A 24,434-nucleotide genomic window follows, 5' to 3' on the forward strand; every position below is an offset into this window, starting at 1 on the left:
TACCACTGGCACGACCATCCCCGTAGCGCTACTGCTCGGCCTGGTCGCCGCCGGTCGGGACAGCGGCCGCACCCTCCGGAACCTGCTGGGGCTGCTGTTGCGGCTGCGGCTGCACGTCCTGCGGGGACTGTTGGGTCTGTTGGGTCTGTTGGGTCTGGTCCCCCGGACCGCCGGGGGCCGATGTGGTGGCCTGCCGCCCCTCCGACGAGGGATCACTCGTGGTGCCACCCGTCGGCGCCGACGGAGTCGTCACCGTCGGCACCGAGGTCTCGGTGGCCTGCTCGGACGGGGACGGACTGGTGGACGGGTCGGTCGACGTGCCCGGCTCGCTCTCGGATGTGGTCGCCTGAGGCGCCGGGGAGCGGACCGAGAGGACCGGCTCGCTCTTGACCATCGAATACAGGATGGCGACCAGCACGAACGTCACCAGGAGGATCGCGGTGGTCCGGGACATCTTGAAGAACTCCCCGAGGAGGGACACGATCCTCGGTCGGGGACGACGGGACGGGGCGTCGGGATCGGGAGTCCCCCCGAGGCCCAGTGGATCGCCGGTGACCTGCAGATCCCGCGTGTGCGCGGGATCCGTCCGCGGATCGACCTCGTCCTGAGGTCCCCGCCGATCGGGTGTCGGGTCGTCGTCTCGGCGCTCGGACATCACACGCTCCCCTCTCCGGTCTGCGGGCGGAGCATGCCCGCGCGGATCGCCGCCAGGGCCTCGGGCTCCAGGACGATCCCCTCGGCACGGAAGCGCCGCAGGATGACCGCGCGCATCCGGCGGCCCACCTCCCACTGCATGCCGGGTTTGGTCCGGGCCAACAGCCGGATCACCGTCTGCTCGAGCTTGATCGACTGCACGCCCATCACGGTGGGCTCGTCCAGGATGTACTGACCCACCCGCTCATCGTCGACGATGCCCCGGCAGATCTCCGCGAGCACCTCGTTCGCCTTGTCCATGTCCGCGTTGTTGGGCACCGGGACGTCGATGATCGCGCGCGCCCAGTCCTGCGACTGGTTGATGGCGGTGACGATCTGCCCGTTGGGGACGATCACCGCCTCACCGTCGAGGGTGCGCAGCCGCGTGATCCGCAGCGTGACGTCCTCGATGGTGCCCGCGGTGACGCCGGTCGCCGTGGTCAGTTCCACGATGTCCCCGTAGCCGTACTGGCGCTCGGCGAGGACGAAGAACCCGGCCAGGAAATCCTGCACGATCTTCTGGGCACCGAAGCCCAGCGCCGCGCCGAGCACAGTGGCCGGCGCGACGAGCGCGACCAGGTTGACGCCGAACCGCAGCAGGATCTGGATTCCGAACAGGATGTACAGGATGCCCACCGCGACGTACGAGATCACCTGGATGAGCGAGTGGAGGTGTTTGGACTCCTCCGACCAGAAGTCCTCTGCGGCGTGCCGGGCGTCGATCCGCCCGGTCCACATCCGCGCGATCTTGACGATCACCCGTGTCAGCAGAGCCGCGCCCAGGATCAGTAGGACGACCTCGAGGCCGTTGTTGCTGAGCCAGGTCAGGATCGGGCTGAAATCACTCTGGAAATTCACTCCGCGTCGGCCCCCTCCCGCATCCGCCACCGGATGCCGGCCTCGATGAACCCGTCCAGGTCACCGTCCAGGACCGCCGACGGGTTGTTGACCTCGTGCTCGGTCCTCAGGTCCTTGACCATCTGGTACGGGTGCAGGACATAGGAGCGCATCTGGTTACCCCAGGACGCGTTGCCCCCGGACCCGAGCGCGTCCAGTGCCGCCCGCTCCTCCTGCTGCTTGCGTGCCAGCAGCTTGGCCTGCAGCACCTTCATGGCCGCGACCTTGTTCTGCAGCTGCGACTTCTCGTTCTGACACGTCACCACTATCCCCGTGGGGACGTGGGTGAGTCGAACCGCCGAGTCGGTCGTGTTGACGGACTGCCCGCCGGGACCGGACGAGCGGTAGACGTCCACGCGGACCTCGTTCTCGTCCACCTCGATCGAGTCGGTCTGCTCGACGACCGGCAACACCTCGACCTCGGCGAACGAGGTCTGGCGGCGGCCCTGGTTGTCGAACGGGCTGATCCGCACCAGCCGGTGGGTGCCCTGTTCGACGGAGAGCGTGCCGTACATGTACGGGTCGTGCACGACGAAGGTGGCGGACTTGATGCCCGCCTCCTCGGCGTACGAGGTGTCGTACACCTCGACCTTGTGTCCGGCCTTCTCGGCCCAGCGCACGTACATACGCATGAGCATCTCGGCGAAGTCCGCGGCGTCGACCCCGCCGGCACCGGCACGGATGTTGACCACCGCCTCGCGCTGGTCGTACTCGCCGCTGAGCATCGTCTTGACCTCCATGGCCTCGACGTCCTCACGCAGCTGGACACGCTCGGACTCGGCGTCCTCGACGGCCCCGTCGCCCTCCTCCTCCGCCAGCTCGTACATGAGCGGGAGGTCGTCGATGCGTTGACGCAGGTCGCGACATCTCCGGAGGTCGGCCTGGATGTAGGAGAGCTCACTGGTGACCTTCTGGGCCCGCTCCTGGTCGTTCCACAGGTCGGGGTCCGCGGCCATCTGCTCCAACTCGTCGACGCGTCGGGCGAGCTCCTCGATGTCGAGGACCTTCTCGACCGTGGTCATGGTGGCGTCGAGGGCTGCGATGTCGGCGGAAACGTCAGGGTGCACGGAATCCAACTCTACGCGGCCCGCCGGTCCTACCCGTGTTTCCCCACCCGTCGCCCGCCCGTGGTCCGGTGCACGCCCTCCCGTCGACCGTCGGGGGTAGCGTCGCCGGGGGCGGACCCGCTACCGCACGAGGTCAGCGAGCCGCCGCGGCCCCAGCGGAGGAAGCAGATGTCCACTGACACCCGCCACCAGCGGCCACCGGCCGACGATCCCGTCACCCCGATGTCCGACGCCGATCTGGCAGCCCGGCTCGTCGTCGACGCGGGGGCCCTCGCCCGACGTCTACGCGAGGACGGCCTGGACGTCCGTCACAAGACCTCCGTGTCCGATGTGGTGACCGAGGCCGACAACGACGCCGAGCACCAGATCACCACTCTGCTGGCCGCCCATCGCCCCGAGGACGGCGTGCTCGGCGAGGAGGGGACGCTGGTGCCCGGTCGTCACGAGCGCCGGTGGGTGGTCGATCCGGTCGACGGGACATACAACTTCGTCAACGGTTCCGACTACTGGTGCTCGGCCGTCGCCGTCACGGGTCCGGACGACTACCTGCTGGGAGCGGTCCACCGGCCCGTCACCGGGGAGACCTTCGTGGGCGGTTCGGACGCACCCACCTGCCGCAACGGTGTACCCGTCTCCCGGCTCACCCCCGGCGAGCTCGCCGCCGGCAGCCTGGCGACCTACCTCCACCCGCCCTTCTTCGCCGACCCCGACCTCGCCGACCCCTTCCACCGGGTCAGTCGCGGTGCCGCGACGATCCGCATGCTCGGATCCGGCTCCGTCGACCTGGCCTCGGTGGCGTGCGGCGTCCACACGGTGTGGTGCCAGCACTCGTGCCCGGAGTGGGACTGGCTCCCCGGCCGGGCCCTGGTCGAGGGCGCGGGAGGGGTCTGCGCGACCGTCGAGGTGAACGGATACGACTGGTTCGTGGCGGGCCGCCCTGGCGCGGTCGACCAGGCCGTGGCACTCCTCCGCGGCTGAGAAGCACGCTCCCACCAGCACGGGAAGAGACTTACGGGCAAAGTCTGGCGCTCGGAACTTACTCCGAAGTAAGATGGCCGACGACAGCACTGTCCACCGTCCGTCACGAGAACAGCTGGTGATGATGAGCAAGAACCCCACGTCCCCGTCCACGACCGGACGCGCGGAGGCCTCCACCCCGGGTAAGAACCCCACGAGGATCGACGCGATCGGCGCCGCCATGCGCGCTCTCACGACGATCACCGGGTCGGAGTTCGCCGAGCGTTTCAACCTTCGTCAGAAGGTCGACCGGGTGACCTACGAGGCCACCAAGACCGGATTCAAGACCCTCGGTGCCGCGACCAAGTCCTTCAAGAAGGTCTCCGGGACCGGCGCGCCCAAGCGCCTGCCCGACGCCGACACCGAGGCGCGGCCGGACCTGTTCGACCTCACCCTGGACGACGACCAGCAGATGATCGTCGAGACCGTGCGAGATTTCGCCGCCGAGGTCATCCGTCCGGCCGCCCACGACGCCGATCACGCCGCCGAGGCCCCCGAGTCGCTGCTGACACGATCCTCCGAGATCGGCGCCACCATGCTCAACGTGCCCGAGGAGTTCGAGGGCATCGCCTCCGAGCGCGGGGTGGTGACCAACGCGCTCGTCGCCGAGGCACTGGCGTACGGCGACATGGGTCTGGCCCTGCCGATCCTGGCACCCTCCGGGGTGGCCACCACCCTGACCCAGTTCGGGTCGGACGCGCAGCAGAAGTCCTACCTGCCGGCCTTCGCCTCCGAGCAGGTCCCGGCCGCCGCCGTCGTGGTCGCGGAGCCGCGTCCGCTCTTCGACCCCTTCGAGCTCAAGACCACGGCCACCCGCACGCCCGGCGGGTTCACGCTGAGCGGCGTCAAGTCGATGGTGCCGACCGCGGGGAGCGCGGAGCTCTTCGTCGTCGCCGCCTCCCTCGACGGGGCCCCGACCTTCTTCGTGGTCGAGTCCGACACCGACGGACTGGTGGTGGAGGCCGACCCGTCCATGGGCCTGCGCGCCGCCGGCCTGGGGCGGATCATCCTCACCGACGTCTCCCTCCCCGCCGACGCGGTCCTGGGCGGACCGGACGCGTCCCCCGAGGATCGGGCCGCGACCTACGCCGATGTGATCCGCCTGTCCCGTCTGGGCTGGGCGTCCCTCGCCGTGGGCACCTCGCACGCGGTCCTCGACTACGTGACCCCGTACGTCAAGGAACGTCAGGCGTTCGGTGAACCCATCGCCCACCGTCAGGCGGTCGCCTTCGCCGTGGCCGACATGGCCACGGAACTCGACGGCATGCGTCTGGTGACCTGGCGTGGCGCCTCCCGGGCCGAGCAGGGCCTGCCCTTCGCACGCGAGGCCGCGCTCGCCCGCAAGATCGCCGCCGACAAGGGCATGCGGATCGGCCTCGACGGGGTCCAGCTGCTCGGCGGGCACGGCTTCACCAAGGAGCACCCCGTCGAGCGCTGGTACCGCGACCTGCGCGCCGTGGGTGTGGCCGAGGGCGTGGTGGTCCTGTGAGCACCGCCCACCCCACCACCCGCCCCACCAGCACTAAGGACCACTGACGATGATCAACCTCGAACTCCCCAAGCGGCTCGAGGCGGGCGCCAACCAGGCCCGCCAGGTCGCCACCCAGATCTTCCGTCCCGTCTCCCGCAAGTACGACCTCGCGGAGCACGAGTACCCCGTCGAGCTCGACACGCTCAAGGCCATGATGGAGGCCATGGAGGACGCCGGGCAGGCCGCCTCCGGTGCCACCATGGGCTCGGGTGGCGCACCCCGCCGCGAGGGCGTGTCCAACGGCGGCAACATGAAGTCCCTGCTCAACATCATCGAGACGTGCTGGGGCGACGTGGGCCTGACCCTCTCCATCCCCCGCCAGGGTCTGGGCAACTCCGCGATCGCCGCTGTGGCGAACGACGAGCAGATGGAGAAGTTCGGGCGGGTGTGGGCCTCCATGGCCATCACCGAACCCGACTTCGGGTCCGACTCGGCGGCCGTCTCCACCACCGCCCGCCTCGACGGCGACGAGTACGTGATCAACGGCACCAAGATCTACATCACCTCCGGCGCCCGTGCCGACCACATCGTGGTGTGGGCGACCCTCGACAAGAGCAAGGGCCGCGCGGCCATCAAGTCCTTCGTGGTCCCGCGCGAGCACCCCGGCGTCAACGTCGACCGGCTCGAGCACAAGCTCGGGATCCGCGCATCCGACACCGCGCAGATCACCTTCGACAACTGCCGGGTCCCCAAGGAGAACCTCCTGGGAGACCCGGAGGTCCGCGTGGACAAGGGCTTCGCCGGAGCCATGCAGACCTTCGACAACACCCGGCCGCTGGTGGCCGGTATGGCCGTCGGCGTCGCCCGCGCCGCGCTGGAGGAGATCCGCACCCTCCTCGAGGAGGCCGGCCTGGAGATCGACTACGACCGGCCCGCCACCAGCCAACCGGCCGCGGTGGCCAAGTATCTCGAACTCGAGGCCGACTGGGAGTCGGCGTACCTGCTCACGCTGCGTGCGGCGTGGATGGCCGACAACAAGATGCCCAACACCAAGGAGGCGTCGATGTGCAAGGCCAAGGCCGGGCGCACCGGCTCCGCCGTGACCCTGGGCGCGGTCGAACTGGCCGGCAGCTTCGGCTACTCCGAGCGCAGCTTCCTGGAGAAGTGGTCGCGCGACTCCAAGATCCTCGACATCTTCGAGGGCACCCAGCAGATCCAGCAGCTGGTGATCGCGCGCCGGATCCTCGACCTGTCGAGCTCCGAACTGAAGTGACCAGGTCGCGGGCTCTGGCCTGAACGGAAGGCGCCCCCGCGGATCATCGATCCGCGGGGGCGTCTCTCGTTCCCAGCGTGCGCCCGTCTCGCACCCACTCCACCCGAACCGGCCCCGCCGGGAGAGGAGCAGCTCCGATGGCCTCCGACGACGTTCCCCTGTTCCGGGCCCCTATGCGTTCGAGGGACGACGACGTCGCCGACGGTGCAGGCGTCGAGCGGAGCCTGCGCCACGGACTCTGTGGCATCGGAGGCAGGCTGGCAAGTGCACCGTCGTCGCTCGCCGAGGCGATCGACGCCGCCGTGGCGCAGCACGACGACCGACTGGCCCGCCGGCTCGAACGGTTCGCCGAGGTGCCCGACGGCGCGTACGTGTGGACTCGGGACGTCGACGGTCACTTCTGGCTCGGGCGTCTCGGGGGGCCGTGGCGCTACGACGACTCGGAGGAGGCGCGCTCCGTGGATCTGGTCCACGTCCGCGACTGCCGGTGGCGACCGGAGCCGACGGACCGGTCGCTCGTCCCCGCCGCCGTCCGGGCCACGTTCGCGCGGGGCGGTCGCAACTGGCAGCGCATCCGGTCGGAGGTCGGCGCCGACGAGACCGCGGAGCTGTGGTCTCGATAAGAGCTGTGGTGGCGATGAGGCCGCCCCGACCGGCGGTCTACTCGGTCAGGGCGGGGCCCACGAACTGCTCGTCAGCCATCCCCCACACGTCCTCACGCGCGACCCCGTCGGGGTCGATCCGCTCGACCGTCTCGGGTAGATACACCACCCTGAGCATCTCCTGCTCCCCCTGCTCGTCCTGCTCACCCACCGGTTCTATCGAGACGGTGCGGGCCGTCATCTCCACGGTCCCCTCCCAGTCGGAGCCCTTCACGGCCCGGAGCACGCCGATGGTGTCGTCCTGCGCGCTGAGCACCATCGCCGACGGTGAGGCACCCTGACGCACCAGGAACTCGACCGCGACCAACCCGGGTTCGAACTCGACCGAGGAACCGGACACCTGGGCATCGATGGCATCGGCGAGTTCGGTCTGGGGGTCGTCGGCGGCGGGCTGTTCGGACTCCTCGGCGTTTCCGGTGAACAGGTACACGAGGATCGCGACGACGATCAGTACGACGATCAGGGCGACGACCACGAGCAGTCCCCTGCCCTTGCGGTCGCGCCCCTCCGCCGTCTCGGCAGTGCCACGATGACTCATGGATTCACCTCTCATCCGGGGTGAATCAAGTCGTACCAGGTGAGACCGGATCACACACCGGGTTCAGCGTCTCCACCGGCTCGGGGACGACCCCGCCGGGACGCGGCCACCTGTCAGGCCATCCGGAAGCCGGCCCCGGGCCAGTTGCGCTCGGTGGCGTCGGCGACAATCGCGTCGAACGAGTACGCCAGGGCCGGGAGGAACACGGGTGACTGGACCGGGTGCAGGCAGGACGGCAGGACGGAGCCGAGGCTGCCGGCCGAACCGGCCGCCGGCGGCATGTGCCCGCCGGACAGCAGACCCACGAGGCGGCCGTCCCGGGTCACGGGCCCACCGGAGTCCCCGTAGCCGGCGCACGCGTGGCTCCAGAACTTGACGCCCTCGCGCTGCCATGTGATGCCGCAGGTGTGGCCGGTGGTCAGGCCGTCCTTGCACACCACGTCACCGAACTCGGGGGCGGGCCCGCGCCCGCTGACGCCCGCCTGACGGACCGGGACCACGACGGCCGGGTCGAGGCGGATGACCGAATAGTCGAGGATCTCGTTGCGGGTGGCGACGGTGCCGATCACGCCGGCGGCCGGGTCGCTGCGCAGCAGGACCGGGGCGTCGATCCGCTCACTGCAGTGGGCGGCGGTGAACGCGACCGGCGTACCGGCGGCGTCGTACCCCGCGGCGGTGAGAGTGCATCCCGCCACGCCGTTGACCATGACGGGCGTGCCGCCACCGACCGGCGTCGCCGCCTGGGCCGCGGCGGGGGCCGCGAGAGCGGTCGCACCGGCCATCACGGCAGTCACGGCGAGCCTGGCCAGACCGGTGAACGTCATGAGCGTGTCCTTCCCACCCCGGCAGATTGCACGGGTATACGCGCCCACAGCCTAACGGGCACCGGCTCCGTCTGCACGACGGGCGCGGGCCGCCCGCCCCGCCCCGCCCCGCCGGGCCGGTAGGACTCAGCCCGCCTCCACCGTGATCCGGATCGAGGGCCGCCGGTCCGGGTCCCCCCCGATGTGCGCCCAGATCGCCTCGACCACGGGCTGTAGGAACAACTCCCCCACCTGATCCACGAGAGTCCGGACCACCTGCACCTTGTCCGAGGTCCGCGTGGACGCGAGGCCGCCGCGCCGGAGTCCCTCGACCTCCCTGGTGGTGAGTTCGACGATCGCCTCCAGCAGCGGCGCCCCGCGGCCGTCGGTCTCGAGCAGTGCCCGGTTGAGATACCTCACCACCTGCGGGTTCTTGCGGAGCATCTCGCGGACCGCCACGTTGCGCGCCTCCACGACCTCCGCGGCCGTTCCCGTGTGCTCCACCGTCGCCAGCGCTCCGACCACGCGCTCCACCACCAGGTCGTCCACGGCCCGGCGCAGGCCCTCCTTCGTGCCGAAGTGGTGCTGGATGAGGCCGATCGTCACCCCCACCTCGGCGGCCACCCGTCGCATCGACACCCTGTCCTCGCCGAACTCGGCGTACAGGGCCAGCGCGGCGTGCCGGATCCGCGCACGCGCGGTGAGGTCTCCGCCCCCGGGCCCGGCCACGTCCCTGTCGGCAGTGGATCCGGTCATGTGCCCCACCTCGTTCCCCGCGCCGTGTGCAGCGCACGGCGTCTGTGATCAGTCGATGCCCGAGACCATACCGCGACAATACGATTGCACGGCAAAGCATACAACCGTATTGTGGGCGATGAGCCGGGCCGGCCGGGCCCGCGCGACCCGACCCATTTTTTTGGAGATGCCCGTGTTCGAGACCGCCCCCTACCGCTCCCCGTGGATGACCGACGACCTCGACGCCCTGCGCGACCACTCCCGCGCCTTCCTGGCCAAGGAGACCGCCCCCAACCTCGAGCGGTGGGCCGCCGAGGGCGCCGTCGACCGCGAGTTCTGGAACAAGGCCGGCGACGCGGGCCTGCTGTGCATCTCCATCCCCGAGGAGTACGGCGGGGGCGGCGGCACGTTCGCGCACGAGACCGTGATCGCCGAGGAGCAGACCCGCGCCCTCGACGACGGCTGGGGCAACTCGGTCCACAGCACGATCGTGGCGCACTACCTCGTCCAGTACGGCACCGAGGAGCAGAAGACCCGCTGGCTGCCCAAGCTCGCCACCGGCGAGATGGTGGGCGCCATCGCCATGACGGAACCGGGCGCCGGTTCCGATCTGCAGGCGCTGCGCACCACGGCGGTCCGGGACGGCGACGACCTGGTGGTCAACGGCGCCAAGACGTTCATCTCGAACGGCATGCACTGCGACCTGCTGATCATCGTGGCCCGCACCGGCGGAGAGGGCGCCCAGGGGTTGTCCCTGCTGGTGGCCGAGACCACGGATCTGCCCGGGTTCGACCGCGGTCGCAAGCTCGACAAGATCGGCCTGAAGTACCAGGACACGATGGAGCTGTTCTTCGACGACATGCGGATCCCCGCTGCGAACATCCTCGGCGGCGAGGCGGGTGAGGGCCAGGGCTTCGTCCAGCTCATGCAGCAGCTGCCCCAGGAGCGGCTCATCATCGCCGTCACCGCCGTGGCCGCGGCCGAGACCGCGGTCCGGCTCGCGATCGACTACGCCAAGGAGCGCGAGGCGTTCGGCAAGCCCATCCTGAAGTTCCAGAACCTGCGCTTCGAGCTGGCCGAGTGCAAGACCGAGGCCCTGGCCGCCCGCACGCTCCTGGATCACTGCATCACCCTGCACCTGAAGGGCGAGCTGGACCCGGCCACGGCGTCCATGGCCAAGTACTTCTGCACCGACAAGCAGTGCGAGATCATCGACCGCTGCCTGCAGGTCTTCGGCGGCTACGGCTTCATGACCGAGTACCCGATCGCGCGGATGTACGCCTCCGCCCGCGTCCAGAAGATCTACGGCGGGACCAACGAGATCATGAAGGAGCTGATCTCCCGGACCCTCTGATCTCGGCTCATCTGATTTCGGTCGTGATCGCACGGACGGCGTCGCGGCCCGCCCGGTTGGCCCCCACGGTCGACTGGGACGGGCCGTAGCCGATCAGGAACAGCCTCGGTTCGTCGAGCGCCCGCCCGTCGAGGACCCGGATCCCGCCGGCCGGCGTCCGCAGTCCGAGGGGTGCCAGGTGGGCCACCGCGGGCCGGAAGCCCGTGGCCCACAGGATCGCGTCCGCGGGTTCGAGCGTCCCGTCGGGCATCCGCACCCCGTCGGTCTCGATCCGGGTGAACATCGGGTGCCGCACCAGTGCGCCACGGGCCTCGGCGCGCTCGATCCACGGCGTGCGGTACATGCCGGTCACCCCGATCACGCTCTCGGGCGGCAACCCCTGGGCCGTCCGCTCGGCGACCCGGTCGATGGCGGCGGAGAAGTTCTCCGGGGGCGGTCCGGTGGCCCATTCGATCTCCCGCCGGGTCACCCACAGGGTGTCGGCCACGCGCGAGATCTCCTCGAGCAGCTGGGTGGCCGAGATGCCCGAGCCCACGATCACCACGCGTTGACCGGTGAACTCCTCCGCGCGGACGTAGTCGTGGACGTGCAGCTGGCGCCCGCGGAAGCTCTCCCGCCCGGGATAGTGCGGCCAGAAGGGCCGCGTCCACGTGCCCGTGGCGTTGATGACGTATCGCGCGAGCCACACCTCGTCGTCGCCCTGTATCCCGTTGCCCCGTGTCCCGCCGCCCTGTGTCCCGGTGCCCTGTATCCCGTTGCCCCGTGTCCCGGTGCCCTGTATCCCGTTGCCCCGTGTCCCGTCGCCGGTAGCCCCCTCAACCGGAACACCGGTGGTGACGACGACGAGACGGTCCTCGCCCGCGCCGTCCCGCAGGGGCGGGGCTCGGCGCACCGAGCGGACGCGCACCGGCCGCCGGACGTCCAGGTCGACGTGCTGTTCGTACTCGGCGAAGTAGCGCGGCAGGGTCTCCCGACTGGGCAGTGCGCGGTCGACCGCCGGGACCGGGTGGCCGGGGAGTTCGAAGATCCCGTTGACGGTACTCATGGTGAGCGACTCCCAACGGTGCCGCCACGCTCCGCCGGGTCCGTCCTCGGCGTCGAGCACGACGAAGGTCCGGTCGCCCTCACCGGCCCTGCCGATCGGCAGGAATCCCCGGCGCCGCAGGTGGTAGCCGGCCGACAATCCCGCCTGCCCGGCCCCGATCACCACCACGTCGACGTCGCTCATCACGACATCATCCTCGCGTACCAGCTCCGCGACGGGCGGTACGGACCCCCCGCCGTCAGGCCCCGTCGGGAAGCGCCGTGAAGTCCGCGGACCGGCCCTCGGCGAACGCGGCCAACGCCTCGGAGTTCGCGGGCCCACCCATGAGCTCGGCGAAGCAGCGGTTCTCGCGCTCGCGTGCCTCGGCGATCTGGTCGACGAGGGGCTCGATCATGGTCCGCTTGACCGCCCGCAGGCTCGAGATCGGCAACCTCGCCAACCGGGCCGCGTGTTCGGTGGCGACGGCCAGCAGGTCGCCGGGCGGGCACAGCCGCCACACCAGGCCCATCTCGTGGGCCTCGCGGGCACTGATCCACTCGGAGGACAGCAGCACCCAGGCCGCGTTCTGGCGCCCCACCAGGCGCGGGAGCAGATAGCTCGAGGCCGCCTCGGGCGCCACCCCGAGGCTGGTGAAGGGGCACTTGAGGCGGGCGTCCTCGGACATGAAGGCCAGGTCGGCGAACCCGATGACGGTCGTGCCGATGCCCAGGCCTAGCCCGTTGATCGCCAGGATCAGGGGTTTGTCGAACCCGGCCAGGGCGTCGATGAGGCCGAGGAAACCGTGCTCACCGGGGACGAAGTCCGGGTTGGTGACGCGCTCGGCCATCTCGCCGAGATCGGTCCCGGCGCTGAACGCCCGGCCCTGCCCGGTGAGCAGCACCACCGCCACGTCCGGATCCTCCGCGGCCTCGTGCAACGCGATGGTCAGCGCGTCGTAGAGGGCCTCGTCGAACGCGTTGAGCGCGTCCGACCGCGCGAGGGTGAGCGTCCGGACCCGGTCGGCGTCGCGCACCGTCAGCACCGGGTCCGCCTTGTTCGCCACGACGGGATCAGGCGTCGCCCGCGGCCGCGGGCTCGCCGAGGTAGACGGTCTTGACCTCGGTGTACTGGGCCAGTCCCTCGGGGCCGAACTCACGGCCGACCCCGGAGGCCTTGAAGCCACCGAACGGGGCCGCGAAGTCCATCGTGTACGTGTTGACGCCGTAGGTGCCGGTGCGGACCCTGCGGGCCACGCCGAGCCCGGCCTCGCGGTCCGCTGTCCACACCGTCCCCGCCAGCCCGTACTCGGAGTCGTTGGCGATGCGGACGGCGTCATCGACGTCGTCGTAGGCGATCACCGACAGGACCGGTCCGAAGATCTCCTCCTGCGCGATCCTCATGGAGTTGTCGACCCCGGCGAACACGGTCGGCTGGACGTACCACCCGTTGTCCAGCCCCGCCGGGCGGCCGGTACCACCGGTGAGGAGCGTGGCGCCCTCCTGCTGGCCGAGCTCGATGTACGAGGAGACGCGCTCCTGCTGTCGCCGAGCGACCATCGGCCCGATCTCGGTCGCGGGATCCATCGGGTCGCCGACGACCATCGAGCCGATCCCTGAGGCCAGCGCCTCGGCCACCTCGTCGTGTCGCTCCCTGCTCACCAGGATCCGGGTCTGGGCCACGCACGCCTGGCCCGAGTTCATCACACCCAGGAACTTCATCCCCTCGACCACGCTCGTCAGGTCGGCGTCGTCCAACACGATCGCCGCGGACTTGCCGCCGAGCTCCAGCGAACACCGCTTGAGCTGCTCGCCGCAGATCGCCCCGATCTTGCGACCCGCGGCGGTGGACCCGGTGAAGGCGACCTTGTCGATCGCGGGGTGGCGCACCAGGTGCTCCCCCACCTCACGGCCCCCGGCGACGATGCTCACCACGCCCGCCGGGACGCCCGCCTCGATCAGCAGCTCCCCCAGCAGGTAGGCGTCGAGCGGGGTCTCGGGAGCCGGCTTGATCACGATCGTGCAGCCGGTCAGCAGGGCCGGGATCAGCTTGGACAGAACGGTGAACTGTGGGACGTTCCACGGCGGGATCGCCGCGACGACGCCCACCGGCTCGTGCCGGACCAGTACCTCACCACCGAGGACACCCGGTCGGGTCTCCTCCCACGGGAACTCCCGGGCGATGGCCACGAACGCCTCGATCTGCATCCAGGGTGCGGGTGCCTGGGCCAGCTTGCTGAAGGAGATCGGCGACCCCATCTCGGTGGAGATCAGGGTGGCCATGTCGTCCAGTCGCGCGGCGTACAGCGCGGACAGGCGGGCCACCACCTCGATCCGCTCCTGGGGACTCATTCGCGGCCAGGGTCCGGAGTCGAAGGCCTCTCGCGCGGCGGCCACGGCGGCGTCGATGTCGGCGACCGACCCCTCCGGGACCCGGGCGACGATCTCCTCGGTGTGCGGACTGATCACCTCGATGACGCTGTCCGTCGCGGGAGAGCGCCACTCGGTGCCGATCAGAAGGGCGTCGCGGTCGAGAGAGGTTGTCATGGGCGGTCTCCTGCCGTCACGGGGTGAGATCCTGCCGCATCGGACATGCGAACAGACACCTGTCTACTGTAGGAGGCCCGCCGCGGTTCGGTCGGCTTTTCGAGAACGAGTTCCACTCCGGGTGACGGCGGCCCGGAGTCAGAAGACCAGGACCGGTTTGACCACGGCACCGGCGGCCACGTCCCGGACCGCTTCGTTGATCTGGTCGAACGGGTACGTGGTGATGAGCCTGTCGAGCGGGAGCGTCCCCGCGGCGAGCATGTCCAGCAGCTCCGGGATCATGGTCAGCGGATCGGAGTCGCCCTCGATGCAGCCCCGGACGATCTTGCCGTTCTGCATGAGGTCCACGGCGTCGAGTTCGATCCCGGGCGCCCCCAGACCCACCACGACGAGCGTGCCGCGCGGGGCGAGGGCCTGGACCGCCTGCTTGATGACCTGCGGCACCGCGGTGGTGTCGACCCCGGCCGTGGTGCCGCCGGCGGTGAGCTCCCTGATGCGGTCGACGAACGCGCCGTCGGGCAGGTCGGTCGGATTGACCCCGACCGCGCCGAACACCGCCGCGTGCTCGAGGCGGGAGTCCTGGGTGTCGACCGCGACGATCGTCTCGACACCCCGGGCCCGGGCCGCGGCGACCGCGGCCAGGCCCACCGCCCCGGCGCCGTAGATCACGAGGCTCGACGCCGGCTCGGGGTCGATGGTGTTGAGGACCGCGCCGGCACCGGTCTGGAAACCGCAGCCGAACGGTGCCGCGACCGCCGGGTCGACCTCCCGGTCGATCACCACGACGTTGTCGGCGGAGCCGATCGCCAGCTCCGAGAAGCTGGACTGACCGAAGAACGACCCGGCGACGTCGGACCCGTCGCGGTGGAACGTCGTCGAGCCGTCCATCCGGTACCCCACGTAGTTGAGCGCCATGGACTGCTCGCAGTAGCCGACGTCACCGCCCGCGCACCGGGCGCACTCCCGGCAGGACCGGAAGCTCATGACCACGTGGTCACCGACCGCGACGCCCACGACGTCGGAGCCGATCGCCTCGACGACCCCGGCCCCCTCGTGCCCGAAGACCCGGGGGAACATCTCGGCCGGGAGCATGTCCCTGACGGTCAGGTCGGTGTGACACAGCCCGACGGCCTTGACGCGGACGAGGATCTCGTCAGCGCGGGGCTCGTCGATGTCCAGGTCGACCAGCTGGAACGGCTGTCCCGGTCCTTCGACGACTGCGGCGCGGGTCTTCATGGTGGGGCCTTCCGGGTCCGGACGCCCCTGGAGGCGCCGCGATGTGGTCGCGCGCTGACCGCACGCGAATCGGACACTAGACCAGAAGGCGGCCCGACGGGGGCTGCCGAATCGACCGGCGAAATGACCTCAGGCCCGGCTCCCTCGTGGGGAACCGGGCCTGAGTGCAGTGGTAGCGGGGACAGGATTTGAACCTGCGACCTCTGGGTTATGAGCCCAGCGAGCTACCGAGCTGCTCCACCCCGCGTCGTTTGCGTCTATGACACTACGTGCCACTCACCGGAGATTGCAAATCGGTGGACGCAGAACGACCGGAACATGACACACCTCACATCGCCAGGCGCATCAGTGCAGGTCAGCTCAGTTGCCGAGGCCCTGGTAGGCGTCGACAGCCGCCTGGAGATCCTCGAGAGCCTGACCCAGATCCGACAGGTCCCCGCCTTCACTCTGCGCGGCCCGGACGGCCGACAGGGCCTCATTGAGCTCCCGCACGGCGGTCGCGCGCTCGGCGTCATCGCCCCCGCCGCCCGTGGTGGGCGACGCCGAGCCCGGGGCGCTCGGCCGGGACGTTCCCTCGACCTCGCCCTCCGCCTCGGCCTCGGCCTCCCCGCTCTCGTCGATCCGCACCACGTCCGGGTCGGCCTCGATGCCCACCTGGCGCAACGCCTCGTACAGCGTCGGCGCGTAACCCACGGCGCGGTCGTACGAGACCATCACCCGCAGCAGCCTCGGGTAGGCCGAGTCCTGGTCCTTTCGCTGGGTGTAGATGGGCTCGACGTAGAGGACCGAGTCGTCGGCCAACGGCAGCGCCAGGAGGTTGCCCTCGGTGATCTCGGCGGTCTCGCCCCACAGCCGGCGGTCCTCGGCGATCGCCGGGGAGGCGATCATGATGTCCTGGGCCTGGTTGGGGCCCTGGGAGAGCGGTTCCGTGGGCCGCTGGACCCGGACCGTGATGTCGCCGTAGGTCTCCGGGTCCGAACTCGCCGACATGTGTGCGGACAGGAACTCGCGCTCGTATCCGCGGAACGCCGAGATGAGCTGGAACGACGGCTCGTCCGAGTCCGGGTCGGTCGGGTCCGAGACCACCACGTAGTACGGCGGCTGACTCGGTCCGTCCACCGGTCCGCGATCGACGGCCTGCGCCCCCGTGGCTCCGCCGACGGGCGGGGTCTGCGGACCCTGCGGGTTCTGGATCGACGAGGTCACCGTGGGATCGGACGGCACCGACCAGAAGGCGTCGTTGGTGAAGAACTGCCCCGGGTCGTCCACCTGGTACTTGGTCAGCAACTCACGCTGCACCTTGAACAGGTCCTCCGGATAGCGCAGGTGCTCCTCGAGCTCCTCCGAGATCGCCTCGCGCGGCTGCACGATGTCCGGCAGGGCCTTCATCCACGTCTGCAGCACCGGGTCCGACTCGTCGAACGCGTACAGGTCCACGGTGCCGTCGTAGGCGTCGACGGTGGCCTTGACCGAGTTGCGGATGTAGGAGACCTCCTCGTCCGGGAGCACGCGGCCGCCGGCCTCGTTGGTCGAGTCCGCCGTCATGGCCTCCAGGGAGCTCAGCTCGGCGTACGGGTACGTCTGGAGTGTGGTGTAGCCGTCGACGATCCACTTGATCCGTCCGTCGATCACGGCCGGATACGTGTTGGTGTCGGTGGTCAGCCACGGGGCGACCTTCTGCACGCGGTCCCGGGGGTCGCGGTCGTAGATGATCTTGGAGTCCTCGCCGATCAGGCTGGACAGCAGGATGTTGCGCTCGGCGAACCGCAGCGCGTACGCCGTGCGGTTGAGCCAACCGCCGACCGGCACGCCGCCCTCACCGGTGTAGGTGTACTGCTCGGTGTCCGTGTCGTACTCGCGGGGGCCGTCGCCGTTGTCCCCGACGATCGCGTAGTCGGGGTCCGACTGCGAGATGAGCGGACCGAAGTAGGTCCGCGGCTGGGTCACCGGGATCGCCATCTCCTGACCACTGTTGATGGCCTCGAGGTCCGAGACCTGGAAGATCGGCAGGCCACCGCGGTCCGAACCGGCGTCGTCCGCGATCTCGTTGACACGGTTGGCCGGCGCGGACACGAAGCCGTTGCCGTGGGTGTAGACGGTGTGCCGGTTGATCCAGTCCCGCTGGTTGGCCTGGAGCGCCTCGGGGTTCAGCTCGCGGGCGGCCACGAGGAAGTCCCGCATCTCACCGTCGATCGTGTACCGGTCGATGCCCAACGTCTCGGGGAAGCCGTAGAAGTTGCGTAACTGGTGAAGCTGCGTGAACGTGGGCGCGAGGACGTTCGGGTCCAGCACGCGGACGTTGGACAGCGTCGTGACATCCGAGCCGGCCTCCCGCGGGTTCGGGTCGCTCGCTCCCCAGTTGTCGATATAGGTGACCCGCTCGTCCCCGATGTCGTAGGCGGCTCGGGTGGCCTCGATGTTGCGGGCGATGTACTCCCGTTCCTTCTCCGCACGGTTGGGGTTGACGGAGAACTGCTCGACCGCGAGCGGCCACGCCGACCCCACCACGAGGGCGGAGAACAGCAGGAGCACGGTGGCGAGCGCGGGGATGCGCAGGTCCCTGATGACGATCGCGGAGAAGAACGCGATCGCGCACACCACCGCGACGGAGAACATGAAGATCTTGGCGGGCATGACCGCGTTGACGTCGGTGTACCCGGCGCCGGTGAACGTGGAGTTCTCGCGGAACAGCAACTCGTAGCGATCGAGCCAGTACGCGGCGGCCTTGAGGAGCACGAACAGGCCCGCGAGGCTGACCAACTGGATCCGGGCCGCGCGCGTCAGCGCACCCTCACGCGCGCCGGGGCGGAGCCCGCCGAACAGGTAGTGCGTGACGAGGTTGGCGAGGAACGCCAGGACAACGGCCACCATGAGCCAGGTGACGACCGACCGCCACAACGGCAGCTCGAACGCGTAGAACGAGATGTCGAGCCCGAACTGCGCGTCGGTCCGGCCGAACGGCGTGGAGTTGAAGAACGCCAGGACCGACTGCCAGCCCGTCTGCGCTATCGAACCCGCCAGGAGCCCCAGCGCGACGGGTACCCACAGCACTGTCTTGGCAGGCGAGGAACCGAGGGCCGCTCGGTACCTCGCCAGCGCGTCCGGCATCCCCGGCTGCGCGAGGAACACCGGGCGGTAGCGATAGGCCAGCAGGATGCCCGCGGCGACCGCGAGCCCCACCAGGACGGCGACCACGGCGAACAGCCCGATCCGCGTGAGTAGTTCGGTCCTCATGACGCTGGTGGCGTCGACCGAACGGAACCACAGCCAGTTCGTGTACGTGGAATTGATCCTCGGGAGTACCTGGATCAGGACGATGAGGATGACGATGGAGATGGCGACGGCTCGGCCGCGACGTGAGATCGCGATCGGCCGACCGGGATTGCCGGGTGGGCGGACGGACACCGGGGAAGCTCCTGGACTGCTGGGGCGGACATGCTCGTGGACCCCACCTTACGGAAAACCGCCGCCTCACCCGCAGGTCGGTGGCTCTCCCCCGGAAGCGGCCTCCTCCAGCGCCTCCAGCGCACCCTCCAGGGTGTCCACGTCGATCAGGCGGATGCCGTCCGGCGGGTCCTGCACGGCTTCCGCACAGTTTCCGGCGGGGACGAGGAACTCGGTCGCCCCCGCCTCGTGGGCGGCCCGGATCTTGTGGGTGATCCCACCGATCGGTCCGACCGTGCCGTCCGGGCGGATGGTGCCCGACCCCGCGATCTCGGCGCCGCCGGTCACCTCACCGGGGGACAGCTTGTCCACGATCGCGATCGCCAGGACCAGTCCCGCCGAAGGGCCCCCCACATTCGGATCGATGTTGATCTCGACATCCGTCCCGTCCGCCGGGGTGTCGCCGACGAGGATGCCCAGTCGGCCCTGTTCGGGGTCGCCGTCCGGACCGGCCGGCTGCAACGTCGTCGTCGTCGTCTCCGGGCGTCCGTCCCTGGTGAACCCGATCCGGACCTCGTCGCCCGGCCGGTGGGCGCTGACCTGCTCGACCACGGTGGTGGAGTCGGAGACGCTCTCACCGTCGATCGAGGTCAGGATGTCGCCCTCGCGGAGCAGCCCCGCCGCCGAGCCCTCCGGGTCCACGCCCTCGACCCGGGGTTGCATGGGGATCCCGAGGTGACCGTAGGCGGCGGCCTCCGCGGAGTTCTCCGATCCGACCATCTCCGCGGTGTTCGACTCCCGGACCTCGTCCCTCGACCGTTCCGGGGGGAAGACCTGATCCCGCGGGACCACCACCTGGACCGGATCCAGCCAGAACCGCATGGCGTCGACGAGGGTGAGGTTGTCCCGGACCGCGACCGTCGTCATCCGCAACTCCCCGGCCGTGGCGTCCGGCTCCCGACCACTGACCTCGATGACCGGCACCGACTGTGTCCCGTCCTCCCCCTCGACCCGGACCTCCCCGAGGGTGTCGTAGGTCGGGCCCGGTCCCATGGCCACCAGTGGGACGGTCGCCGACGTGGCCAGGACGAGCAGCAGCACCGCCGGGACCAGAGCGGCGAGGAGGGTCAGCAGTCGACGACTCACGGGGGCAAGGGTAGACCGCGCGGGCGAAACCGTGACATCGCGCCCGGACCTGCGCACCCCTCGGGCTGTACCGTTGTGGCATGAACCAGCCCTTCGGTTTCTCCGCTTCCGACGACGACGGTCGCGACGACGACCGGGACCGCGACCCGGGCGGCTCCGGCGGATTCGACCCCTCCCAGTTCGGCCAGTTCGGCCAGATGCTCTCCCAGTTCGGGCAGATGCTCGGCTCCATGGGTTCGGCGATGAGCGGCCCGGGCGCCTCGGGTCCGGTGAACTATCAACTCGCCCGGACGGTGGCGCTGCAGGCCCTCGGGCGCACCCCTGTCGTCAGCGAGGCCTCACGGACCGCCGCCCAGGAGTCCGTCCGTCTGGCGGAGCTGTGGCTGGACGAGACCACCCAGTTCCCCTCCGGCGTGCACCGGACCGAGGTGTGGACCCCGCAGCAGTGGGTCGAGCAGTCCCTGCCCACGTGGGAGAAGATCTGCACCCCGGTGGCCGAGCAGATGAACTCGGCGACCAAGGGGGCGATGCCGGAGGAGGCGCGCCAGCTCGCCGGGCCGCTGCTGGGCATGCTCGACCAGATGGGCGGCATGGGCTTCGGGATGCAGCTCGGCCAGGGCCTGGGCAAGCTCGCCCCCGCCGTGCTGTTCTCCTCCGAGGTGGGGCTGCCGTTCGGCGACGACGGCGTGGCAGCCCTGTGCCCGACCGCCATCGACGCGTTCGCGGACGAACTGGAACTGCCCCGGCAGGAGGTCGTGGTGTTCCTCGCCGCCCGCGAGGCCGCACACCTCCGGCTGTTCGCCGGCGCCCCGTGGCTGCGCGCGCGGGTTCTGGCCACCGTCGACGAGTACGCCCGCGGTATCCGGGTGGACACCTCCGGCCTGGACGACCTGGCCGCCGGGTTGGACCCGTCCATGCTGCAGGACCCGGCCAAGCTCCAGGAGTTGCTGTCCGGTGGTGCCGGAGCGATCGGGCCGAAGGTGACGAACGTGAACGAGGCCGCCCTCGGCCGTCTCGAGACGTTGCTCGCCCTGGTGGAGGGCTGGGTCGATGCGGTCGTCACCGCCGCTGTCGGCGACCGCCTCCCCAGCGCGGACAAGCTCCGCGAGATGTGGCTGCGTCGCCGGGCCGCCGGTGGCGCCGCCGAACAGGCCTTCTCCACCCTCGTCGGGCTCGAGTTGCGGCCGCGGCTGGCGCGCGAGGCCTCCGAGCTGTGGCGGCGGGTCGACGAGGCCGTCGGTACCGAGCGACGCGACGGCCTGTGGAGCCACCCGGACCTGCTCCCCGTGGGCGAGGACCTCGAGAACCCCGCCGCCGTGATCGACCGACTCCTCGACGAGTCCACCGGCGACCAGTCCGGGGTGGACGAGATCGAGAAGTTCCTCCGCGAGTCCGGCGGCGGGGCCCCCGACACCGATACCGACGGTCCGGATCCCGATACCGACGGCCCGGCCCGGGACGCCTGACAGGGCGACCTCCCGGCCAGGCGGGTCGGTCAGGAGGGGTCGACCTCGCCGTCGCCCTCCACCAGGTCCCCCACACCCTCGCCGCCAGCCGCGGCGTCGTCGGCTCCCGGCCCGAGCACCCTCGCGTACGCCTCGAGGTAGCCCATCGCCCGCTCGGTCCTCGGGAACCGACGCACCTCCTCCCAGAACCGCGGCGGATGCCCGCCCGGGACCACCAGGTGCACGAGTTCGTGGACCACCACGTAGTCCAGAACGTAGGACGGGACCCCGCGCAGCGCGTCGCTGACCCGGATCTCCCCCGAGCCGGGCGAGCACGACGCCCACCGCGTGGTCATAGCCGGAACCCACCGGACCGACGCCGGACGCGGGCGACCGTCCAGCCACCTGGCGGACAACGCCGTCGCCCGTCGCATCAGGTCCTCGTCCGATCTGCCCGTCCCTGCCCGGCGACGCGACCGGCGCAGGCGCGCCAGCATGTCCGAGATGAGCCGGTGCTCCTCGGACCGGGGCAACCCCGCCGGCATGAGCACCACCACGGTCCGGCCCTCCACCCGCGCCGAGACCGTCCGCTTGCGTCGACGCGACCGGCGCACCTCGATCCGAGGGTCATCCGGGCTGGTGGGGAGCTCGTCCTCGAGCTCGGGTGCCGGGCCGGCATCGGCGTCGGAGCGGGGCGTGGGCGACACGCCGACCACCGTAGACCACTCCCGGGCGCATGGTTCTCCACAGGCGCCACCACTATTTCCGGGACCTGTGGAGAGCCGCCTGACGGCACCCCGCGGCGGACGCGCGCGTGCCACGATGTGGCCGTGACCCCAGCGACCGGCTCCGTGAGCACCCGGCCCCCCGCCGCCCCCGCCGGCGCACCCATCACTCGGGAACCGGTCCGGGCCGCACTCCGGGCGGGAACGGTGGTGGTGGTCCGCGATCACGACTCGGTGCAGGTGGGCCTGGCCCCGGATCGCGCGGTCGTGGTGGGTGCCCCGGCCTCGTGCGGTCCCAGGGGTCTGGCGGCCCTGCTCGTCGGGCTCGAAGGGGGCGCCGACCTCGACGAGGCCGCCACGCGGGCGGGGGTCGACGCCGCCGACCTGCCCGCCGTCGCGCGGATCCTGGTGCGTCTGGCCGAACTCGGTCACGTTCACCTCTCCACCCCGGGATCCGTCCCCGAGGCGGATCCGACCCCGCGTCCGCCCGCCATCCGACAGGTCCACATCCTCGGCACGGGTCAGGTGTCGGAGGTGCTGCGCGGACCGCTCTCGGTCAACGGCTGCCGGGTGACCACCGGCCCGGACCCGGGCCTGGCCCTCGATCCGGACCGGCCACCCTGGCAACGGCGCGGCCCGGCTCCGGACCTGGTGATCCTCACCGGATCGATCGCCGTGGATCCCGTGGTGACCGCGGCGCTCACCCGGACCGGCCAGGTGCACCTCCACGTGTACTGCCGGGACGGGCGGGTGGTGGTGGGACCCACCGTCCTCCCCGGCGCGAGTCCGTGCCTGAGGTGCATCGACCTGTTCCGCGCCGGGCGTGACCCCCGGTGGCCTTTCGTCGCGGCCCAACTCGTCGGCCGGACCCCGGACGCCGGGGTCCCCGCCCTCACCGCTGCCGCGGCGCTGGTGCTCGCCGAGGTCTCCGCCAGCCGTCGACCCGCGCATCCACTCCAGACCGTCGGGGCGACCGTCGAGATCAACCCGGCCGAGGGACTGTGGAGACGGCTCGAATGGCCGGCGGCCGAGGGCTGTACCTGCGGGGCGACGACGAGGCCGCGTCCTCTGTCATGATTGGAGACGTGTCCGATCTCCCCCGTACCTCATCTCGCCGAGCAGCGCGGCTCGCAGGCCTGCCCCTGGGAATAGCCGGACGTGCCGCCGGGTCGCTGGGCCGGCGTGCGATGGGCAGGGGCGATGGCGTGCTGTCGGAGGAGCTCGCCGACCAGGCCGCTGAACAGGTGTTCGCCGTGCTCGGAGAACTCAAGGGCGGCGCGATGAAGGTGGGACAGGCCCTGAGCGTGTTCGAGGCCGGCATGCCCGACAGATACGCCGGCCCGTTCCGCGAGGCACTCACCAAGTTGCAGGCCGAAGCGCCGCCCCTTCCGCCCTCGGAGGTGGAGAAGGTCCTCGACACGCAACTCGGTCTGCGCTGGCGGGAGCGGTTCGCCGAGTTCAACGGTTCCGCGGCCGCCGCCGCCTCGATCGGGCAGGTGCACCGCGCGGTCTGGTCGGACGGCCGGGAGGTGGCGGTCAAGATCCAGTACCCCGGAGCCGACGAGGCGTTGCGGTCGGACCTGCGGCAGCTCCGTCGCCTCGCCCCGCTCCTCCGACCCCTCAACCCGGGAACCGACGTCAAAGGGGTCATCGACGAGCTGTACGACAGTGCGGTGGCCGAACTCGACTACCGGGGCGAGGCCGACACGCAGCGGGTGTTCGCCGCCGCGTTCCGCGACGACCCGCAGATCCACGTCCCCGCCGTGCTCGCCTCCGCCCCCAAGGTGCTGGTCACCGAGTGGGCGGACGGGCGCACACTGGGCAGGATCGCCTCGAGCGGGACCAAGGAGGAACGCGACCGGGCCGGCGAACTGCTGGCCGAGTTCCAGTTCTGCTCCCCCACCCGTGTCGGGATGATGCACGGCGACCCGCATCCGGGGAACTTCCTCCTCACGGACGACGGCCGGATGGTCGTGCTGGATTTCGGGGCATCACTGCCCCTCCCCGAGGGCATGCCCTCGGCTCTCACCTCGATGATGCGGCTCGCTCTGGCGGGCGACGCCGACGGACTGCTGGCCCTCATGACACGTTCCGGCTATGTGGGTCGGGGCGGGCTGGACGCGGCGGACGCCATGGCGTTCCTCAGCCCGTTCATCGAGCCGATGCGCAAGCCGGAGTTCCACTTCGACCGAGCATGGCTGCAGGGCATCATGGCCGTGTACGGGGACATCTCCGGTCGGGAGTTCCGGACCGCGCGGTCGTTCACGTTGCCCCGCGAGTACGCCCTGATACACCGGGTGCTCTCGGCCTCGGTCGGCATGCTGTGCCAACTCGAGGCGACCGCGCCGTACCGTCAGATCGTCCAGCGCTGGATGCCGGAGATCTTCCCCGACGAGGGGTGAGTCGGCAGAGCGTGAGTCG

General features: G+C 70.5%; 21 protein-coding genes and 1 tRNA gene. 8 read left to right on the forward strand and 14 right to left on the reverse strand.

All coding sequences use genetic code 11. The annotated features are described in order from the left end of the window. Positions 1–28: 28 nt before the first annotated feature. The 3 genes from NJE57_RS06965 to prfB are packed head-to-tail and all read right to left on the reverse strand — an operon-like array spanning position 29 to position 2,657. Positions 29–655: a hypothetical protein gene (locus tag NJE57_RS06965; RefSeq protein WP_319027666.1), complete on the reverse strand. Its 627-nt coding sequence runs from the start codon at positions 653–655 to the stop codon at positions 29–31. Further along, positions 655–1,551, reverse strand: coding sequence for a mechanosensitive ion channel family protein (locus tag NJE57_RS06970; RefSeq protein WP_319027667.1), 897 nt, complete (start codon positions 1,549–1,551; stop codon positions 655–657). Before NJE57_RS06970 ends, NJE57_RS06965 begins: the two co-directional genes overlap by 1 nt. Next, positions 1,548–2,657, reverse strand: a complete 1,110-nt coding sequence (prfB, locus tag NJE57_RS06975) for a peptide chain release factor 2 (RefSeq protein ID WP_319027668.1) — start codon at positions 2,655–2,657, stop codon at positions 1,548–1,550. Before prfB ends, NJE57_RS06970 begins: the two co-directional genes overlap by 4 nt. A gap of 168 nt (positions 2,658–2,825) precedes the next feature. On the opposite strand from prfB, the gene NJE57_RS06980 reads away from it, so the two are divergent. From NJE57_RS06980 to NJE57_RS06995, 4 genes are all read left to right on the forward strand, one after another. Further along, on the forward strand, positions 2,826–3,635 hold the full coding sequence (locus tag NJE57_RS06980) for an inositol monophosphatase (RefSeq protein ID WP_319027669.1): 810 nt from the start codon (positions 2,826–2,828) through the stop codon (positions 3,633–3,635). Positions 3,636–3,756: 121 nt separating this feature from the next. After that, positions 3,757–5,163, forward strand: a complete 1,407-nt coding sequence (locus NJE57_RS06985; protein ID WP_319027879.1) for an acyl-CoA dehydrogenase family protein — start codon at positions 3,757–3,759, stop codon at positions 5,161–5,163. A 49-nt stretch (positions 5,164–5,212) separates the two neighbouring features. Further along, on the forward strand, positions 5,213–6,418 hold the full coding sequence (locus tag NJE57_RS06990) for an acyl-CoA dehydrogenase family protein (RefSeq protein WP_319027670.1): 1,206 nt from the start codon (positions 5,213–5,215) through the stop codon (positions 6,416–6,418). 137 nt (positions 6,419–6,555) lie between these two features. Then, positions 6,556–7,041 (forward strand): GAF domain-containing protein, encoded by a 486-nt coding sequence (locus NJE57_RS06995; RefSeq protein ID WP_319027671.1) that lies wholly within the window; start codon positions 6,556–6,558, stop codon positions 7,039–7,041. Between the two features lie 37 nt (positions 7,042–7,078). Here the strand turns inward: NJE57_RS06995 and NJE57_RS07000 are convergent, their stop codons facing one another. The 3 genes from NJE57_RS07000 to NJE57_RS07010 all read right to left on the reverse strand — a co-directional run bounded on the left by NJE57_RS07000 (position 7,079) and on the right by NJE57_RS07010 (position 9,177). Continuing rightward, positions 7,079–7,618 carry a hypothetical protein gene (locus NJE57_RS07000; protein ID WP_319027672.1) on the reverse strand — a complete coding sequence of 180 codons (540 nt, stop codon included), beginning with the start codon at positions 7,616–7,618 and terminating at the stop codon, positions 7,079–7,081. Positions 7,619–7,731: 113 nt separating this feature from the next. Beyond that, entirely contained in the window at positions 7,732–8,442 is a 711-nt protein-coding gene (locus NJE57_RS07005) for a peptidase S1 (protein WP_319027673.1), read from the reverse strand. 126 nt (positions 8,443–8,568) lie between these two features. After that, positions 8,569–9,177: a TetR/AcrR family transcriptional regulator gene (locus NJE57_RS07010; RefSeq protein WP_319027674.1), complete on the reverse strand. Its 609-nt coding sequence runs from the start codon at positions 9,175–9,177 to the stop codon at positions 8,569–8,571. Positions 9,178–9,343: 166 nt separating this feature from the next. Between NJE57_RS07010 and NJE57_RS07015 the strand changes: the two genes are divergently transcribed. Beyond that, complete coding sequence (locus NJE57_RS07015; RefSeq protein ID WP_413464373.1) at positions 9,344–10,510, forward strand: acyl-CoA dehydrogenase family protein; 1,167 nt, start codon at positions 9,344–9,346, stop codon at positions 10,508–10,510. A gap of 7 nt (positions 10,511–10,517) precedes the next feature. On the opposite strand, the gene NJE57_RS07020 is transcribed toward NJE57_RS07015, so the two are convergent. The 7 genes from NJE57_RS07020 to NJE57_RS07050 form a co-directional block, all read right to left on the reverse strand. Further along, positions 10,518–11,738 carry an NAD(P)-binding domain-containing protein gene (locus NJE57_RS07020; RefSeq protein WP_319027675.1) on the reverse strand — a complete coding sequence of 407 codons (1,221 nt, stop codon included), beginning with the start codon at positions 11,736–11,738 and terminating at the stop codon, positions 10,518–10,520. A gap of 55 nt (positions 11,739–11,793) precedes the next feature. Next, a complete protein-coding gene (locus tag NJE57_RS07025; RefSeq protein WP_319027676.1) occupies positions 11,794–12,597 on the reverse strand; it encodes an enoyl-CoA hydratase/isomerase family protein in 804 nt (267 codons plus the stop codon). Between the two features lie 7 nt (positions 12,598–12,604). Then, positions 12,605–14,077 carry an aldehyde dehydrogenase gene (locus NJE57_RS07030; protein ID WP_319027677.1) on the reverse strand — a complete coding sequence of 491 codons (1,473 nt, stop codon included), beginning with the start codon at positions 14,075–14,077 and terminating at the stop codon, positions 12,605–12,607. 138 nt (positions 14,078–14,215) lie between these two features. Then, positions 14,216–15,313: an NAD(P)-dependent alcohol dehydrogenase gene (locus NJE57_RS07035; protein ID WP_319027678.1), complete on the reverse strand. Its 1,098-nt coding sequence runs from the start codon at positions 15,311–15,313 to the stop codon at positions 14,216–14,218. A 170-nt stretch (positions 15,314–15,483) separates the two neighbouring features. Beyond that, a tRNA-Met gene (locus NJE57_RS07040) sits at positions 15,484–15,560 on the reverse strand. Positions 15,561–15,673: 113 nt separating this feature from the next. Continuing rightward, on the reverse strand, positions 15,674–18,718 hold the full coding sequence (locus tag NJE57_RS07045) for a UPF0182 family protein (protein WP_319027679.1): 3,045 nt from the start codon (positions 18,716–18,718) through the stop codon (positions 15,674–15,676). 66 nt (positions 18,719–18,784) lie between these two features. Then, positions 18,785–19,843 carry a PDZ domain-containing protein gene (locus tag NJE57_RS07050; protein WP_319027680.1) on the reverse strand — a complete coding sequence of 353 codons (1,059 nt, stop codon included), beginning with the start codon at positions 19,841–19,843 and terminating at the stop codon, positions 18,785–18,787. An 80-nt stretch (positions 19,844–19,923) separates the two neighbouring features. Between NJE57_RS07050 and NJE57_RS07055 the strand changes: the two genes are divergently transcribed. Then, positions 19,924–21,309 (forward strand): zinc-dependent metalloprotease, encoded by a 1,386-nt coding sequence (locus tag NJE57_RS07055; protein ID WP_319027681.1) that lies wholly within the window; start codon positions 19,924–19,926, stop codon positions 21,307–21,309. Between the two features lie 29 nt (positions 21,310–21,338). On the opposite strand, the gene NJE57_RS07060 is transcribed toward NJE57_RS07055, so the two are convergent. Then, complete coding sequence (locus tag NJE57_RS07060; RefSeq protein WP_319027682.1) at positions 21,339–21,995, reverse strand: YgjP-like metallopeptidase domain-containing protein; 657 nt, start codon at positions 21,993–21,995, stop codon at positions 21,339–21,341. Positions 21,996–22,118: 123 nt separating this feature from the next. On the opposite strand from NJE57_RS07060, the gene NJE57_RS07065 reads away from it, so the two are divergent. Both NJE57_RS07065 and NJE57_RS07070 read left to right on the forward strand, forming a co-directional pair. Further along, positions 22,119–23,090: a hypothetical protein gene (locus NJE57_RS07065; RefSeq protein ID WP_319027683.1), complete on the forward strand. Its 972-nt coding sequence runs from the start codon at positions 22,119–22,121 to the stop codon at positions 23,088–23,090. 8 nt (positions 23,091–23,098) lie between these two features. Continuing rightward, the gene (locus NJE57_RS07070) at positions 23,099–24,415 is read left to right on the forward strand and encodes an AarF/ABC1/UbiB kinase family protein (RefSeq protein ID WP_319027684.1); all 1,317 of its coding nucleotides are present in this window, start codon (positions 23,099–23,101) and stop codon (positions 24,413–24,415) included. Positions 24,416–24,434 lie beyond the last annotated feature (19 nt).

It is taken from the genome of Dietzia sp. PP-33, from assembly GCF_033790845.1.
Classification (GTDB): domain Bacteria; phylum Actinomycetota; class Actinomycetes; order Mycobacteriales; family Mycobacteriaceae; genus Dietzia.